Genomic DNA, 17703 nt, shown 5'->3' with positions numbered 1-17703 from the left:
CGTGTTAAAAGCCGTTGTATTTGATGATGAGTATATTGTGCTGCAAGGTTTGCGCATGATGATTGACTGGAACAAACACGGAATTGAACTGGCTGGTACAGCTTCAGACGGTTTAGAAGCGCTTCGCTTATTTGAAGAAATGAAGCCCGATATTGTGTTAACCGATATTCGTATGCCGGGCTTAACAGGTCTGCAGGTCATTGAAGAAATCATGAAAGAAGCCCCTGAGACTGCGTGCATTGTGTTTAGCGGATTTAATGAAGTGGACTATTTGAAAAAAGCGATTAGGCTGGGTGTAGTGGACTATTTAGAAAAGCCAATTACACTACCGATGATTGAAGAAGTTCTATTGAAAACAATCAAGAAAATTAAAGAACAGAAGCGTATTGAACAGCTGGAGGCGGAATGGGAAGGCACGCAGCAGGAGCGGCTGGAAAAAGCGACAATGGATTTGCTGCTGGGGCATGAAGGTGCCATTGAGAAGTGGCGGGAAGCATTCGGCGATGACGCAAGCCGAGTACAGGCTGTGACCGTGCTTGCTTTGTCAGGTGATCACATGTTCCTGCCGGATCCGGATGATTACCGAATTGTCACAGTTCGCAACGGGCACGAGCGGCTAGGTATCGTGTTTCATTTTACGCTCCATTCTGAAGAGCTGATTCGGCGATTACTTGCGTTTCCAAACAAATTAGTTATCGGCTCTGGCCGGACAGTAACGGCGCTTGTCGAGGCTCCGCAAAGCTACGGTGATGCCCAGCATGCTTTAAAATACGGTTTATTTATGGAAGAGACTGGCTGGATCCGGTTTGAAGACATCGGAGAAAATACGCGGCTGCCGCGCTATCTGTCAGAACTTGAGAAAAGCATTATTTTTAAGATTCGCACAGTAGATGAAGGCGGTCTGCTTGGTGAGTTAGAGCATTTTAGAGAAGAGCTGGAAACACAAAAGCTGAATCCGGATGTACTTGAAAGTGAAGTCCTGAAGCTTATCTATTTGGCACAGGAAGTCGCGAAAGAAACAGGCGGAGATATACATACCATAAAAGAGGGAGGCTACTTTCCGCAGCAGGAAATCCGAGCTATCCAGACAAAAGAGCAGCTGTTTGACTGGCTGTATGTACAAATGGACTTGATTATGAAGTGGATTTTGCGGGTGCGCACAACCGAAAAACAAGGGGCGGCAGAGCGTGCATGTGCCTACATGGAAAGCCGGTTTAATCAAGATATTACCTTGCAGGAAGTCGCCGATCATGTCGGCATGAATAGTACCTATTTTAGCCTGCTCTTTAAAGACAAAGTTGGCAAGTCCTATATCAAATACCTAACGTACATCCGTATTGAAAAAGCAAAAGAGCTGCTCCTTGCGGGAGGAAAAGTCGCCGAAGTCAGCGAACAAGTTGGTTACCACAGCTACCGGCATTTCTCTGAGCTGTTTAAAAAACAAACAGGAGTGAGTCCCGGCCAGTATAAAGAAAGTCAGTAATTTTTTCTTCGGTATTATAACGCACCTAAAATCGATTTGCGTCATCGACAGAATAAACAGGCATTGAGGAAGCCTGTTTTTTTGTTTTCTAAAAAAATCGGACATCAATACAAATTATGAGCACTTATTTTTAATTTTGTAAGCACTTACAATTAGGTTATCAAAGAAAAACAGAAACGAGGGGGCAGGAAAATGAAAAAGAAAAAGTTTCTTACAGCATTATCAAGTGCGGCATTATTTGCAGGACTGCTTGCAGGGTGTGGCAGTGACGCAGAAGAAGCCACTGGCGGCAGTGGAGGCGGGGATGGTGCAACTCTGACGCTACTCATTGACAACCAGTCTTCCCGTGCATCGGTTGAAGCTATTGCGGAGCTTGTGGAAGAAAAACACGGTATTAAAACGGAATTTGAAACACGTCCTGGCGGTACAGAAGGCGATAATATTGTTAAGACGCGGCTTGCCACAGGCGATATGAGCGATCTTGTTTACTATAATTCCGGCTCCCTTTTGCAAGCGCTTAATCCAGAACAAAATTTTGTGGATGTAACAAATGAGCCGTTTATGGAAAACGTCACAGATGATTTTAAACAAACGGTTACAGTTAATGATAAAGTTTTTGGTGCACCAGCCTCCACAGTGGGGGTAGGCGGATGGTTTTATAACAAAAAAGTATACAAAGAGCTCGGCCTGTCTGTACCAAAAACATGGGAGGAGCTGATGGCAAACAATGAAAAAATCAAAGCAGCGGGCAAAACAGCTGTAATTGGCTCATACAAAGATACATGGACATCGCAGGTTCCCGTGCTGGCTGACAATCACAATGTGATAACTGAGGAACCAACTTTTGCTGAAGATTTTACAGCCAACAAAGCGAAATTTTCAACAACACCAGCGGCGCTCCGCAGCTTTGAAAAACTGCAGGAAATTCATGAAGGCGGCTACATGAATGAAGATTACTTGGCAACAACACTTGATGCAGGTGTAAAAATGCTGGCAGAAGGGACAGGTGTTCATTATCCAATGATTTCACTTGCTATTCCGATGATCGCACAAAATTATCCGGATCAAATGGAAGACATTGGTGTATTCCCTCAGCCTGGTGACAGCGCAGAAACAAATGGCTTTACGGTTTGGATGCCTGGGGCTGTGTACATTAACAAAAACAGTGAAAATGTCGATGCAGCGAAAAAATGGGTAGAAACATTAGTTTCACCCGAAGGGGTAGAGGCATTTCTTGCTGCTGAAAAACCAGAAGGTCCGCTTGCGATTAAAGACACAACTCTTCCAGATGACGTATATGGTGTTGTAAAAGACATGCTTCCTTACATCAATGAAGGAAAAGTAACACCGGCACTTGAATTCTTAAGCCCTGTAAAAGGTCCAAGCCTTGAACAGCTCACAACAGAAGTGGGCAGTGGCATTAAAACAGCTGAAGAAGGTGCGAAAGCATATGACAGCGATGTTGAAAAACAGGCAAAACAGCTTGGCCTTGAAGGCTGGTAAGAAAGAAATGAGACAGCCCTGCTCTTTGGCAGGGCTCTTCTCAAAAGAAAGGAGTACGTATTTATGAACAGTTTAACTGCAAAAACATACAGCTATTATTTTCTGCTGCCGGCTGGCATCATCTATTTCATCTTTTTTCTGCTGCCAACTATCCTATCTTTTTTCTTTAGCATGACATGGTGGTCCTTAACCGATTGGAAATTTATTGGACTGGAAAACTTTAAAACATTTTTATCAGAGCCGTCGCTAAACATTGGTTTTAAAAACACGGTTATTTATGCGGTCGTTACCTGTGTTCTAAAAGTAGTGCTGGGGCTGCTTCTTGGCGTCTTTCTCAGCCAGCGTCTCCGGAGTGTTGGATTTATTCGCTCGATGATCTTTTTTCCAACACTCCTCAGTACGATAGCGGTCGGTATCGCGTTTTCAATGATGATGCATCCAACACAGGGAATGATTAACGCGGCGCTTTCAATTGTTGGCATTGCCGGTCCAGACTGGCTTGGTGATACGCAAATTGCACTATTGTCTGTGGCGTTAGTGGATGTTTGGAAAGGTATTGGGATGGCAACGGTTATTTTTATCGCCGGTATCATGTCGATCCCGCAGGATTATTATGAAGCGCTCATGATTGACGGCGGTAACGGGTGGAATAAGTTTTGGAGTATTATTCTTCCGCTTAGCCGTCCGGCCATGAACACGGTTATCATTCTTGCGTTTATCGGCGGCCTGCGCTCCTTTGACTTAGTATGGTCTATGACAAAGGGCGGTCCTGGTTTTACGACTGACTTGATTGCTTCGATTATTTATAAGCAGTACCAAGCTGGCTTCTACGGGCTGTCGACTGCTGGCAACGTTATTTTATTCCTGCTTGTTTCCATGCTGGCATTCCCGCTTTATGCGTATTTAAACAGAAAAGAGGTGGACTTATAATGAGCAAAGCTGTTGAAAGTACATCAAGGGTCCAGCCGTCTTTAAAAATGAAAAAAGGTTTTAAAGTAAAACGAAAGGGTATCCGGCAGGTTTTCATGGAAGTGGTTGCTGTATTGGTAACGATGATTCTGTTCGGTATCCCTCTTTATTTTGTTTTTGTCAATGCGGCTAAAACTACACCTGAAGCATCTCTTCTTAATATGGCATGGCCGACAGAGTTTCAGTTGACAGAAAATATTGCAGCTGTATTTGCAGCTGAAAATGGAATGATTGTACGGGCGTTTATGAACAGTGCGCTCATTACTGGCTTTTCTATTGTCCTGTTAATCTTGTTTGGGGCAATGGCAGGATACGTACTGCATCGGAAAACCACAAAGCTCTCACCATTTTACAACTTTTTGCTGCTGGCAGGCCTTATTATTCCGCCGGCTGTCGTACCGACGATTTGGGTGTTGGAAGGCATCGGTTTATTTAAGACAATGCCAGGTATTGTGCTTGTAGAAGTAGCACTGAATCTGCCATTTACCGTTATTTTGTACCGAAGCTTTATGGCGACGATTCCGAAGCAGATCGACGAAGCAGCATTGATTGACGGGTGCGGCCGGCTCCAATTGTTTTTTAGAATTATTTTGCCGCTGTTGAAGCCCGTGTCAGCAACGGTCATTGTCCTTACTGCTGTTGGTATTTACAATGATTTTGTCAACCCGCTTTATTTCTTCCCGGGTTCTGAAAATGCGACTCTGCAACTGACACTTTACAACTTTATGAGCTTATATAGCACACAATGGAACTTGCTGTTTACGAATATTTTAATTATCTCGATTCCGCCGCTTATTTTGTTTATTTTCTTTAATAAACAAATTGTAGCTGGAATGACAAGCGGTTCCGTTAAATAAAAAGACTGCACCTGTTTAAATAGGTGCTTTCTTTCTATTAATAAAAAAGCATTTTTCACGTGGTATCTCGTTTTGTTGCATAACTCGGAAATAATTTTAAAACAATAAAAGAAATTGGAGGAGTACGATGAAAATTTCAAAGCTTCGCACCAATCATGTTGAAAATCCGCTTGGTTTCGAGTTCAATAATGTTCGGCTTTCATGGATCACTGAGTCCAGTTCAGACCAATACCAGACAGCGGCCCAAGTGGAAATCGCAGAGGACGAACTATTTCAGGAAATTGTGTTTGACAGCGGTAAACGAGAAGCTATTGACAGCTTGTCATTTATGCCGAATATTGAACTTGCTCCGCGCACCCGCTATTTCTGGCGTGTTACAGTCTGGGGAAATGCAGGCGGGCAAGCAACAAGTGATCCTGTTTTTTTTGAAACAGCAAAGATGGATGAGCCATGGCAGGGGAATTGGATTGCAGCAGATTTTGACAAAGACATTCATCCGCTTCTTAGAAAGGAGTTTAGTCTTCCAGAAAATATCATCTCGGCACGTGCTTATGTTTGTGGAGTAGGTTTGTATGAGCTGTTCATAAACGGTCAAAAAGCGGGCGATGAATATTTAGCGCCGGGCTTTCATGCGTACGATTTTTGGCTGCAGTACCAAACGTATGATATTACAGATCTTTTAACGCCGGGAGAGAATGCAATTGGCGTTATGCTTGGAAACGGGATGTATAAAGGGCGCTTTGGCTTTGAGGGAGGATACGAAAATATTTACGGTGATCAGCTGGCGTTTATTGGCGAGATCATCTTGACATTAGCTGATGGCTCAGAACGGCGGATTACAACAGATGAAACGTGGCAGTCCGCGCCTTCTCCTATAACATTCAGCGGTGTGTATGATGGAGAAGCATACGATGCAAATAGAGAAGTGGAAAACTGGGCTTGTGCCCCAGTGGGAAATGATTGGCATGGTGTTCAAATCGTGGGTCTTGATAAAGATAAGCTGACAGCCCGTCTCAGCCCCCCGGTGAAAATCATGGAAGAAATCAAGCCGATCGGGATCATCCACACGCCTGCCGGTGAAACAGTGCTCGATATGGGACAAAATATGACCGGATGGATTCGTTTTAAAACCAATGCACCAGCTGGAACGAAGCTGCACTTGCAGTTCGGCGAAATTTTGCAGGAAGAGAATTTTTACCGGGATAACTTCCGGACAGCGAAAGCAGAGTATACGTATATATCGGATGGGAGCGAGCGGGAGGTGCAGCCGTTTTTCACATACTTTGGCTTCCGTTATGTGAAAGTGGATGGCTTTGAACAAGTGAATATTGATGATTTTACTGGCTGCGTTCTTTACAGTGAATTAGAAAAAACAGGTCATATTGAAACATCAAATCCAGATGTGAACCGCTTGTTTTTAAATGCGATGTGGGGGCAAAAAGGCAATTTTCTTGATGTGCCGACCGACTGCCCGCAGCGTGACGAGAGAATGGGCTGGACAGGAGATGCGCAAATCTTTGCTTCAACAGCCTGCTATAACATGTATTCGCCCGCTTTCTATCAAAAATATATGCGAGACCTGCGTGAAGAGCAAATTCGCTTAAATGGCTCGGTTCCATTCGTTGTGCCGACAATTAAGCCGAAAGACGCTCAAAATATGTTTGCAATGAACGGATCGGCTGCATGGGGAGACGCGGCAACGGTTATTCCTTGGATCCTTTACATGCATTATGGTGACAAGGAGCTGCTTCGCCAGCAGTTTGATACGATGAAAGACTGGGTGGATCATATTAAGCGGGTGGACGATGAATCGGGCGGCAGCCGTCTTTGGAAAGCAGGTTTCCACTTTGGAGACTGGCTGTCACTTGACGTGAAAGATCCATCTATTTTAACAGGCGGCACCGACAGCTATTATATTGCATCCGCTTATTATTGCTACTCTGCCCAGCTGGTCGTAAAAGCAGCCCGGGTGCTTGGGTACACAGTGTTGGCGGATGAGTACACAGCGTTAGTTGATGAAATTAAAGAAGCCATTCAAAAGGAATATTTTACGGCCAATGGTCGATGTGCTATTCCTACGCAGACGGCGAAAATTGTTGCGCTGTATATGGATCTGGTTCCGGAATCGTACCGCCAGCGTTTGATCGAAGACTTGAAACTGCAGCTGCGCGATGATGACATGCATTTAACAACAGGATTTGTCGGCACTCCATATTTTTGCCCGGTTCTATCGGAAAGCGGTGCCAATGAATATGCGTATGAGCTGCTATTGAATGACGATTATCCAAGCTGGCTATATGCGGTGAAGATGGGAGCAACAACGATCTGGGAACGATGGAATTCTGTGCTTTCAGACGGCAGTATCAGCGATACCGGCATGAACTCGTTAAATCATTACGCATATGGTTCCATTGCCGAATGGATGTACCGTTATATGTGCGGTATCACACCCGTTGAATATTCGCCTGGCTTTAAGCGGTTTGAACTGAAGCCGCAGCCGTTTGGCAGGCTGTCTTATGCGAAGGCATCCTTCGAGTCGGCATCCGGGCTCATTAAAAGCGAATGGACAATTGAAAAGGACGGCTCTTTGACATTTGATTTTACCATTCCATTCAATACAACAGCGGATATTATACTGCCGGATGCAGACCTGCAAAACGTGCAATTAAACAGTCAGCCGCTGTCTGAAGGAAAGCAGGAGGGAACAGCTGTCGCAATCACGCTTGGCACCGGGCATTATATCTTCACGTATATGCCAACAAAAACGTACCTGCTTATGTACAGTACAAACGATACGGTGCGGGACTTGCTTGGAAATGAAGATACAAAGGAAGTACTGCTGGGCGTTTTGCCGGAAATTAACGAAAATCCGATGATTTTAAAGCAGGTTTTGAAAAAAACCGTAAAAGAAATGCAGGAATCCCCATTTGTTTCGCATTTAGTAACGGAAGAAAAAGTGAAAGCACTTGATGAACAATTGGGCCGTGTTCTTGTCCGCGTTTAAACAGAAAGGGTTCGTATTTTCCTCCTGTAGAAAGGTGATCGAATGATTCAGTATATTGAAAATGAAGATGGTCCTGTATTGGGATATTCACAATCATCACGCATTGGCATCATAACGGTAGATGGAAAGAAATTCAAGGACTTAAATAAAAGCGGCAAGCTTGAGCCTTACAAAGATTGGCGTCTGCCGGCAGCAGAGCGAGCGAAAGACTTAGCATCGAAAATGACGATTGAACAAATCGCCGGATTGATGCTGTACAGCCCGCACCAGTCGATCCCGGCTGCTGACCGAGGTTTTTTTACAAGCACATTTGGCGGCAAATCATTTACAGAAAGCGGAGCCAAGCCATGGGAACTATCCGATCAGCAAATTGAATTTTTAACAAATGATCATGTAAGGCATGTGCTCGTTACATCGGTTCAAAGCCCTGAGGCTGCTGCCAAGTGGAGCAATGGGATGCAGGCGTTTGTCGAAGGGATTGGGCTTGGCATACCTGTAAACAATAGCTCAGACCCTCGTCATTCTTCAGATTCCAGCAAAGAGTTTAATGAAGGAGCAGGCGGCCACATTTCGATGTGGCCGGAACCGCTCGGCTTGGCCGCTGCCTTTGATCCCGATTTGGTTCAGAAATTTGGGGAAATTGCCTCCAAGGAATACAGGGCACTCGGTATCACAACCGCTCTTTCACCACAGATTGATCTCGCTACAGACCCTCGCTGGTTTCGCTTCAATGGCACATTCGGCGAAGATTCTGACCTGTCTAGCGATCTAGCACGCGCGTATGTTGATGGATTCCAAACCTCGTCCGGAGAAGGAGAAATTTCACACGGCTGGGGATATGACAGCGTAAATGCCATGGTGAAGCACTGGCCCGGCGGCGGCTCAGGAGAAGGGGGAAGAGATGCCCACTATGGTGCGGGCAAGTATGCAGTTTATCCAGGAAACAATTTTGAAGAACACCTGCTTCCATTTACAGAAGGTGCCTTCAAACTGGCCGGTGAAACGGGAGAAGCGTCTGCCGTTATGCCGTATTATACGATTTCAGTTGATCAAGACACAGTAAACGGTGAAAATGTAGGCAATTCCTATAGTCGTTATTTAATTCAAGACCTGCTTCGCACAACGTACCGATACGACGGGGTTGTATGCACAGATTGGAGTATTACACGGGATTTTTCAGGAAAAATGGATGTCTTTATTAATGGAAAGCCCTGGGGTGTAGAACAGCTTTCTGTTGCGGAACGGCATTATAAACTTCTTATGGCCGGAGTGGACCAGTTTGGCGGCAATTTTGATATCGACCCTATTCTTGAAGCGTATCATATGGGTGTTCAAGAGCATGGAGAATCATTCATGCGGGCACGAATGGAGCAATCAGCTGTTCGCCTGCTGCTGAATATGTTTCGGCTCGGATTATTTGAAAATCCTTATTTAGATGTGGAAGAGACGGTTAAAACAGTCGGAAATTCAGATTTCATGGGTGAAGGCTTTGCGGCTCAATTAAAATCCATTGTACTTTTGAAAAATAAAAATCAACTTCTTCCGCTCAGTAGACAAGTGAAAGTATATATGCCGAAACAACACTATCCAGCTAAACGAGACTGGTTTGGAAATTTGATTCCAGCACGAACAGATTACCCGATAAATCGAAAGCTTTTAGAAAAGTATTTCCAAGTGGCGGATGAGCCGGCTGAAGCCGATGTGGGGCTTGTTTTCATCTCTGGGCCTGATTCCGGCATTGGATACAGTAACGACGATGCAGAAAAAGGCGGAAATGGATTTGTGCCTATCAGTCTGCAGTATCGGCCGTATACAGCGGAATACGCTAGAGACAAAAGCATTGCTGGTGATCGTGCCTACAAAGGAAAGACGGTAAAGACGATCAATGAGTGTGATCTAGATTTAGTGCTGGAAACAAGAAAGCAGATGGAAGGAAAGCCAGTGATTGTATCAATGCTTTTATCTAATCCAGCTGTTGTTGCAGAATTTGAAGAAGAGGCAGATGGACTTCTTATCCATTTTGGCTTACAGGATCAGGCTGTTTTAGACATATTGAGTGGAAAAGCCGAACCGTCCGGGCTGCTGCCTTTTCAAATGCCGGCTAATATGCAAACCGTTGAGGAACAGCTCGAAGATGTGGCTCATGATATGGAGCCCCATGTTGATACGGAGCATAATGTGTATGATTTTGCTTTTGGGCTTAATTGGGAAGGTGTTATGACAGACAGCCGGACAATAAAATACCGAAAAAACAATCGTTAAAAAATCATTAAAAAAGAACTCTGCTTTTAACGTGTTCGAGCTGCTTCCTTTTTTATTGAAGCGGCTTTCAGAATCAAAATGAGCACACAGCTGAAGGTGTTTAGAATAGAAATTAGCTTTACAGATGTCATACTGCTCATGCCCTTTTTAGCCTCTTTTGTTAGATCATTCGTCAGCGAGTGGTTATATCGGCAGACAAAAAGGGCAGATTGATGGCGCGCTGAATACCCCTAGTTTTGCGTTTGTGTGCTGACTATTTTTGCTTTTTACAGCTTGTCTTGCTTTGTTTTCTACAAACTTGATAAAGAATGCTTACGTATTTTAGAAGAATTAAGACTGGGAAAGTGATCAGGGAGGGAAAAGCATGAGTGTTCAAGTAAAAAAAGAGTATGTGACGGTTCGAAATAAATCTTTTATTGAAAAGGCAGAACAGTTAAAACCAGAATTGCTAACGAAAGTGGTCAAGCCTGTATCTATTGTCAATGTCAAAGCCGATCAGAAGGCAATTCACGGCTGGACCGCAGAATATGCAGCGCCGGTTTCCGAATTAAGTGAACGTGAATTAGCCAAAAAAGATTCATTTATTTTAGATTTCGGTGATCATCAGGTTGGCTATCTATCGATGGATATCCGTCCTGCCGGAAGTCCGCCGGATGCGCCCCTGAAGCTAAAGCTGACGATTGGTGAAATGCCGGTTGAGATGGCAGAACCGTTTGAATCCTACGATGGATGGCTTGCGGGTTCGTGGCTTCAGGAAGAAACCATTTTCATTGATGTGCTGCCAGCCAAACTAGAATTGCCACGCCGTTACAGCTTCCGGTATGTAAAAGCAGAAGTGCTCGAAACCTCTCGTAAATACCGGGTTGTTTTTGAAAATATAAAATGCAATTCGGTCACATCCGCTGATTACCAGGCTGTAAAACCCCTTAAGTACGTAGATCCACTCCTTCAAAAGATGGATGAAATCAGTGTAAAGACGCTCGCTGACTGCATGCAGGAGGTATTTGAAGACGGACCGAAACGGGATCGCCGTCTTTGGTTAGGGGATCTTCGTCTACAGGCGCTGGCAAACTATAAAACATTCTGTACAAATGATCTTGTGAAGCGCTGCTTATACATGTTTGCCGGCGTACCGGATGACAATGGACAGGTGGCCGCAAATCTATTTATAAAGCCTGAGCTGATCGCAGATGATATACGGCTGTTTGATTACTCCTTGTTTTTCGTCTCAACCCTGTATGATTACTATGAGGCAACGAAAGACATGGAAGCGTTAATCGATCTTTGGCCGATAGCGCTTCGGCAGGTGGAATTGGCGCTTGAGCGTTTAGATGAACGGCATATTGTGACAGATTCAGAAGAATGGTGGTCATTTATTGACTGGGAGGAAGGCCTGAATAAGCAGGCACCATCACAAGCTGTCTTAATTTATGCCCTGAAACAGGCGATTCACCTGGCTGATGCGTTAAATGCGCCTGAAAAATCAATGCTGGCATCATGCCTGGTGGATATAGTAGAAGCTGCAAAGCAATTCTTATGGGATGAAAAACAGCAATTTTTCATCAGCGGGGCAGATCGGCAGGTATCTTGGGCGAGCCAGGTATGGATGGTATTGGCTGATATTTTGCCAAAAGAAGAAAATGCGGCATTACTAAACCGGCTGTTAATGGCTGACAAAGCCGTTGGCATGGCTACCCCTTATATGTATCATCATTATGTGGAAGCTCTTCTGCTTTCAGGAGAAAGAGAAAAAGCTATTGAGCAAATGAAAGTGTATTGGGGCGGTATGCTCGAAGATGGGGCAGATACATTCTGGGAATTGTATGATCCAAAAAATAAAAGCTTTTCTCCATATGGCAGTCATTTAATCAACAGTTACTGCCATGCGTGGAGCTGTACACCAACGTATTTGATTCGAAAATATAATCTTTAAAAGCACAAAAAACGCCTTCAAATGAAAGCGTTTTTTGTATGTTACAATTATAAAAAGTCTTTTTTTCGCTTTTAATATTAATGGCTAAGTTAAAAATAAAAAGCTAACAACATTTCACTAAAATGAAAGCTGAAAGAAAAAGGTCTTGGGAAAAATTCTTTATTGTACTTGAGGTAGTAATAGATTACTATAGTCAAGCGGCGTATATTAAAAGCTATCTGTACAGCAGGCTTGCAGTGATTACAATGTAACGCTTTCCTATGCCCGTTTACAGAGTTTACATTTACAGTTGATCTAAGCTAAACGGCAAAGTAAAATACAAAAACCGGCGAAAAAGTGAACGCAGGTTTGCATAAACATTAGTGTAAGGAAACAAAGGAAAAACGTGATGGACCGTGCGGAGGCATTCAGGCTAAAAGCCAAAGCGGCTTCTAATAAGGTGTAGTTAAAATAAAGAACAGAAGAGGGGAAGATATGGACTGGGAAATAGAATTATGGATGATTGGGAAAATCGGATTTGCGGCCTTTTTAGGTTTCTTGCTCGGTGTTGAAAGGGAATTTAAACGCAAGCCTGTCGGCATGAAAACCTCTATTGTAATCGCTGCGGCAGCCTGCCTGCTTACCATCGTGTCGATTGAATCAAGCTTTCGCTATGCAGAAGCAGCGATCCGGCCGATGGACCCGCTGCGCCTTGCAGCCCAGATTATTTCGGGTATCGGTTTTATCGGAGCGGGGGTTATTCTCCGCCGGAGCAATGAAATGATTTCAGGTTTGACCACAGCTGCCATTGTTTGGGCATCGGCGGCAACAGGGATCGCAGTCGGAGCAGAATTTTACCTGGAAGCCGTTGTAATGGTCATACTCGTGATTTTTGCGGTTGAGATTATACCTTTTTTAATGAAGCTGTTTGGCCCAAAAACACTTTTGATGAAACCCATCTACGTGAAAATTAAGGTAGAAGACAGCGTGAATTTAACTCTTTTGCTGAAAAGTATTAAACAAACTGGCGTGAACGTAAAAAATTTGCGGCTTAAAGATCTAGAAGATGACTGCAAAAACATGTATCTAGAAGCCGAAGTAGAAAAGCAGCGGTATACAACGGACGTTTATGAAAGCATCCGGAGCATTGAAGGCGTAATATCTGCTGAAGTACAAGGAACGTAACATCCTCGTACTTCAGCTTTTTTTTATGAGAAAAAGCAGCGCTGGTTAATTGTGATTTAGAAAAATGCAGCCTACTTACGTACATATTTGCATATTCGGAAATAGTAAAGGTGGCTTGTTAATACATCCGCTGACTACGATGTGGAGGGATTCCATTGAACTTTCGTGAAGGCTTAATTCCAACCTTATTGGGTTCAGCTGTTACGGCTACTGGATATGCCCTAAGACAAAGAGGCGGGACTAGTAAAGCTATTGCAACACTGTTTTTGGTTTTGGATTAGCCCGCATTGTATTAGGTGCCATTGACCTCGTGGAACATCGTCGTTAGTTAAAAGGCAGGTACAAATTTGTGCCTGCCTTTTTAATTTTAAAGAAAAAAGAGTCTGACATAAGAGCGGCTTAGCTGGTTCAGTTTAAGGAGCGGAAAGAAATATGAAAAATCTTTCAGCACAATCAGTTGACAGACCGAAAAGAATCAGGTATATTTATCTCGAATTCAAGATAATTTATTTTGAAGTGGAAACTACTTAGAAAGAGAAAGCAGAATTTTTTAAAAAAGTTCTTGCCCTTACTTAGTTTTAAAACAGAAGGTTTATCATCTTTTATACATTAATATCTCGAATTCGAGATATTTGTTCTAGGGGGATGTAAAAATGATTGAATTCACTCAGCTAGTAGAAGAACGGCGCTCGGCGAGCAATTTCCTGGCCGATACACCCATTACCAAAAACGAATTAAATGACATTTTCTCGCTCATCAAGCTGGGACTATCGGCTTTTAATCTGCAGCATACGAAATATATAACCGTAATGGATCCAGAACTGAAAGAAAAGATAAGAACGGCTGCCTACGGGTAATATAAAGTGTCAAGTGCTTCAGCTGTGATTATTGTGCTTGGAGACAAAGGCGCATTTAAGCAGGCTTCACAAATTTACAAGGGTTTAAAAATGCTTGGAATTGTGAACAAGCAAGAATATGATCAAATGGTGGAAGATACCGTTTCCTTTTATGAATCAAGAGGACGAGAATTTCAGCGGGACGAAGCAATCCGGAATGCTTCTTTATCCGCCATGCTGTTTATGCTGGCGGCCAAAGAAAAAGGCTGGGATACATGTCCCATGATTGGATTTGATCCTAAAGCGGTAAGAGAGCTGTTAAATATACATGATGAAGATGAACCCGTTTTAATGATTACGATTGGAAAAGAAAAGACAGAGAGCAGAAAGCCGCGCGGGTACCGAAAACCTGTCAGTGAATTTGTGACGTACTACTAAGTCGTTCAATCAAGAATTCGGTGCATAACGAAACCGAACCAATCACATCAAAAAGGAGCAGGTAAAATGAACAAACAAACAGCAGGCATTCACCATATTACAGCGATTGTCGGCCATCCACAGGAAAACGTTGATTTTTACGCAGGTGTACTGGGGCTGCGCCTCGTTAAACAAACGGTGAACTTTGATGACCCCGGAACGTACCACCTTTACTTTGGCAATGAAGGCGGAAAACCGGGAACAATCATTACATTTTTCCCTTGGGCAGGCGCCCGCCAGGGGACGATAGGAGATGGCCAGGTAGGGGTCACTTCTTATGTTGTTCCAAAAGGAGCGATCGTATTTTGGGAAGAACGGCTGGCGAAATTCAATGTGCCGGTTACCAAAATGGAGCGCTTTGGGGAGCAATACCTCGAATTCGACGATCCTCATGGACTTCATTTGGAGATTGTGGAGCGGGAGGAAGGCGAAAAGAATACATGGCAGTTTGGAGACATTATACCAGACACAGCCATTAAAGGGTTTGGCGGGGCTACTTTATTATCAGCCCAGCCGGAAAAAACGGCTCACTTACTGGAGCAGGTGATGGGGCTAAAAAAAGTAAGTGAAGAAGGAGACTTCGTGCGTTTTCAGTCTTCAGCCGACATTGGAAATATCATTGATTTAAAAAGAACGCCGATTGGGCGGGGAACAATGGGTGTTGGCACTGTGCACCATATTGCCTGGCGCGCCGAAGATGATCAGGATCAGCTGGAGTGGCAAAAATATGTGGCTGAAAACGGATATGGCGTGACGGCAGTACGGGACAGAAATTACTTTAATGCCATTTACTTTAGAGAGCATGGTGAAATCCTATTTGAAATTGCGACCGATCCTCCAGGGTTTGCGCATGATGAGACATTTGAAACGATGGGAGAAAAGCTTATGCTGCCGGAGCAGTATGAACCCCGCCGGCAACAAATTGAACGGGTGCTGATCCCTTTCCAGGTAAGAGAACTCGATTAAATTCTGATTGGAGTGAGTGCTTTGCTTTCCATTGACCCATCTGCAAACACAGAACGAGAAAATTACAAGTTTCTAATAGGGAGCATTATCCCGAGACCGATCGCTTTTGTAACGTCGATGTCAAAAGAAGGAACGCTGAACGGCGCCCCGTTTAGTTATTTCAATATTGTTTCGTCTAACCCTCCGATGATTTCTTTAGCAATTCAACGAAATCAGGGAGAACGAAAAGATACTGCCCGAAACATTGTTGAGTCAAAAGAATTTGTCGTTCATATTGTAGATGAACAAAACGTAGAAAAAGTGAACGAAACGGCTGCCAACCTTTCTCCTGAGGAAAGTGAAATAGAACGGGCACAGCTGACGCCGGTGGAAAGTGTGAAAATTTCCGTTCCAGGCGTAAAGGAAGCAAAAATTCGAATGGAATGTCTGCTGGAGCAGTCACTGGAACTAGGAGGCTCTGATGCTCCTGGGTGTGACCTGATCATCGGAAAAGTTGTGCAGTTTCACATTGCGGAAGAGATTTATGAAAACGGCAGAATCAACCCAGATGGATTAGGAGCTGTAAGCAGGCTGGCGGGAAATGATTATGCAAAAATCGGCGAAATCTTTACTATTGACCGCCCAAGCTGAGAAAAGTTGAATCCGGGAAGCGGGGTGTACAACATGCAAAAAATAGCGGGCATTCATCATATTACTGCGATGGTGAACGATGCACAAAGAACGATTGATTTTTACGCAGGGGTGCTTGGGCTGCGGCTCGTAAAGAAAACAATCAACTTTGACCGTCCAGAAGTATATCATCTGTATTTTGGAAACGGATCAGGAGACCCAGGAACAGTCATTACATTCTTTCCGTGGGCTAAACAGCCGAAAGGCCGTATCGGTACAGGACAGGTAGGCAGTATCAGTTTTGTCATCCCAGCCGGTTCAACGGAATTTTGGAAAAATCGGTTACAGAAGTTTGGCGTAAAATTTTTTTCATCGGTCCGTTTTGGCGAAAAACATATCGCTTTTCAAGATCCAGATGGCCTTGAACTGGAACTGGTCGAAAGGGAAGAAGAGTTTTCATATAGCGGCTCCTTTGACGGTATTCCATCGGATAAGGCGGTTCAAGGATTTAGCGGGGCGATGTTAATTTCCGTGCATCCTCATAAAACGGCGGAAGTACTTGAAAACATTCTAGGATTCGAATGCCTGGGACAGGAAGAAGGCTTTCTAAGGTTTAAATCAGAAGCACCGGTTGGAAACACGGTTGATATTAAGCTTACTCCTTCTGTCCGCGGGCTGATGGGAGCAGGAACGGTTCACCACATTGCCTGGAGAGCAAGAGATGAAGAAGAACTTCATAAATGGAGAGTGGTTCTTCAGGAAAAGAACTTCTATCCGACCGAAATCCGTGATCGGCACTACTTTAAAGCTCTTTATTTTCACGAAGGGGGCGGCATTTTGTTTGAAATCGCCACTGACCCACCAGGCTTTGCGGTGGATGAACCGATCGAGAAGCTCGGGCAGAAGCTGATGCTGCCGTCCTGGCTGGAATCAAAACGACAAGAATTAGAAAAAAACTTGCCTCCTGTAGAGGTTCGTGTTTTGGAAGGAGACCAGAAATGAAACACCTTTTTCAAAAAGGCAAAGACCCCTCAAAACCTACACTATTACTGCTTCACGGAACAGGTGGCAACGAATTAGACCTGCTTCCTCTTGCTGGAAAAGTAGATGATGAGGCTTCCATTTTAAGTGTAAGAGGAAACGTACTGGAAAACGGTATGCCGCGTTTTTTCCGGAGACTGGCGGAAGGGATATTCGATGAAGAAGACCTTATTTTCCGCACAACAGAATTAAATGCATTTTTGGATGAAGCGGCTGAAACGTATGGATTTGACCGAAATAATATCATTGCGATTGGCTATTCAAACGGAGCCAATATTGCAGCAAGCATGCTGTTTCACTACCAGCATGCACTAAAGGCGGCGATTCTTCATCATCCTATGGTGCCTAGAAGAGGCATAGAGCTTCCTGATTTGACTGGAACGTCCGTTTTTATTGCAGCCGGTACGAATGATCCGATTTGTGCCCCGATGGAATCAAAGCAGCTTCAATCTTTACTGGAACAAGCAAACGCATCGGTAGACGTTCACTGGGAAAATCACGGCCACCAGTTAACGCTGACCGAGGTAGAAGCAGCTGCTGACTGGTACCGCAATTTATCACTTTAAATAGATCGGTTATCATTTCGAAATAAAGGGAAG

General features: G+C 44.0%; 12 protein-coding genes and 2 pseudogenes. All 14 read left to right on the top strand.

Features of this window, described 5'->3' with window-relative positions:
• The first annotated feature begins 1 nt into the window (after position 1).
• The 14 genes and pseudogenes from M3221_RS26605 (at position 2) to M3221_RS17960 (ending at position 17670) form a co-directional block, all read left to right on the top strand.
• Positions 2–1483, top strand: coding sequence for a response regulator transcription factor (locus M3221_RS26605; RefSeq protein WP_251273112.1), 1482 nt, complete (start codon positions 2–4; stop codon positions 1481–1483).
• A 192-nt stretch (positions 1484–1675) separates the two neighbouring features.
• The gene (locus M3221_RS18020) at positions 1676–2986 is read left to right on the top strand and encodes an ABC transporter substrate-binding protein (protein ID WP_251273111.1); all 1311 of its coding nucleotides are present in this window, start codon (positions 1676–1678) and stop codon (positions 2984–2986) included.
• A 63-nt stretch (positions 2987–3049) separates the two neighbouring features.
• Entirely contained in the window at positions 3050–3916 is an 867-nt protein-coding gene (locus M3221_RS18015) for a carbohydrate ABC transporter permease (RefSeq protein ID WP_251273110.1), read from the top strand.
• A gap of 95 nt (positions 3917–4011) precedes the next feature.
• A complete protein-coding gene (locus tag M3221_RS18010) occupies positions 4012–4812 on the top strand; it encodes a carbohydrate ABC transporter permease (protein WP_396120358.1) in 801 nt (266 codons plus the stop codon).
• A gap of 127 nt (positions 4813–4939) precedes the next feature.
• Positions 4940–7816 (top strand): alpha-L-rhamnosidase, encoded by a 2877-nt coding sequence (locus tag M3221_RS18005; protein WP_251273109.1) that lies wholly within the window; start codon positions 4940–4942, stop codon positions 7814–7816.
• Positions 7817–7858: 42 nt separating this feature from the next.
• Positions 7859–10078, top strand: coding sequence for a glycoside hydrolase family 3 protein (locus M3221_RS18000; protein WP_251273108.1), 2220 nt, complete (start codon positions 7859–7861; stop codon positions 10076–10078).
• Between the two features lie 364 nt (positions 10079–10442).
• Positions 10443–12011, top strand: a complete 1569-nt coding sequence (locus tag M3221_RS17995; RefSeq protein WP_251273107.1) for an alpha-L-rhamnosidase-related protein — start codon at positions 10443–10445, stop codon at positions 12009–12011.
• 474 nt (positions 12012–12485) lie between these two features.
• Positions 12486–13175 carry an MgtC/SapB family protein gene (locus M3221_RS17990; protein WP_251273106.1) on the top strand — a complete coding sequence of 230 codons (690 nt, stop codon included), beginning with the start codon at positions 12486–12488 and terminating at the stop codon, positions 13173–13175.
• 155 nt (positions 13176–13330) lie between these two features.
• A pseudogene (locus tag M3221_RS17985) lies at positions 13331–13503 on the top strand (asparagine synthase).
• Positions 13504–13828: 325 nt separating this feature from the next.
• Positions 13829–14449 (top strand): annotated as a pseudogene (locus M3221_RS17980) (nitroreductase family protein).
• A gap of 66 nt (positions 14450–14515) precedes the next feature.
• Positions 14516–15454, top strand: coding sequence for a ring-cleaving dioxygenase (locus M3221_RS17975; protein ID WP_251273105.1), 939 nt, complete (start codon positions 14516–14518; stop codon positions 15452–15454).
• Between the two features lie 21 nt (positions 15455–15475).
• Complete coding sequence (locus M3221_RS17970) at positions 15476–16084, top strand: flavin reductase family protein (RefSeq protein WP_251273104.1); 609 nt, start codon at positions 15476–15478, stop codon at positions 16082–16084.
• A 33-nt stretch (positions 16085–16117) separates the two neighbouring features.
• Positions 16118–17065, top strand: a complete 948-nt coding sequence (locus tag M3221_RS17965; RefSeq protein ID WP_251273103.1) for a ring-cleaving dioxygenase — start codon at positions 16118–16120, stop codon at positions 17063–17065.
• On the top strand, positions 17062–17670 hold the full coding sequence (locus tag M3221_RS17960; protein ID WP_251273102.1) for an alpha/beta hydrolase: 609 nt from the start codon (positions 17062–17064) through the stop codon (positions 17668–17670). Before M3221_RS17965 ends, M3221_RS17960 begins: the two co-directional genes overlap by 4 nt.
• Positions 17671–17703: the final 33 nt, after the last annotated feature.

This window comes from Domibacillus indicus, from assembly GCF_023715895.1.
Lineage (GTDB): Bacteria > Bacillota > Bacilli > Bacillales > Domibacillaceae > Domibacillus > Domibacillus indicus_A.
Note: the sequence above shows the minus strand (reverse complement) of the source record. Positions and strands in the feature narration are given on the sequence as shown.

Bases quoted from the DNA above. Each gene is read 5' to 3' on its own strand.
- M3221_RS17960 (WP_251273102.1), top strand. From the start codon at position 17,062: ATGAAACACCTTTTTCAAAAAGGCAAAGACCCCTCAAAACCTACACTA.
- M3221_RS18010 (WP_396120358.1), top strand. From the start codon at position 4,012: ATGGAAGTGGTTGCTGTATTGGTAACGATGATTCTGTTCGGTATCCCT.
- M3221_RS17975 (WP_251273105.1), top strand. From the start codon at position 14,516: ATGAACAAACAAACAGCAGGCATTCACCATATTACAGCGATTGTCGGC.
- M3221_RS18005 (WP_251273109.1), top strand. From the start codon at position 4,940: ATGAAAATTTCAAAGCTTCGCACCAATCATGTTGAAAATCCGCTTGGT.
- M3221_RS18020 (WP_251273111.1), top strand. From the start codon at position 1,676: ATGAAAAAGAAAAAGTTTCTTACAGCATTATCAAGTGCGGCATTATTT.
- M3221_RS17965 (WP_251273103.1), top strand. From the start codon at position 16,118: ATGCAAAAAATAGCGGGCATTCATCATATTACTGCGATGGTGAACGAT.
- M3221_RS18015 (WP_251273110.1), top strand. From the start codon at position 3,050: ATGAACAGTTTAACTGCAAAAACATACAGCTATTATTTTCTGCTGCCG.
- M3221_RS17995 (WP_251273107.1), top strand. From the start codon at position 10,443: ATGAGTGTTCAAGTAAAAAAAGAGTATGTGACGGTTCGAAATAAATCT.
- M3221_RS17990 (WP_251273106.1), top strand. From the start codon at position 12,486: ATGGACTGGGAAATAGAATTATGGATGATTGGGAAAATCGGATTTGCG.
- M3221_RS18000 (WP_251273108.1), top strand. From the start codon at position 7,859: ATGATTCAGTATATTGAAAATGAAGATGGTCCTGTATTGGGATATTCA.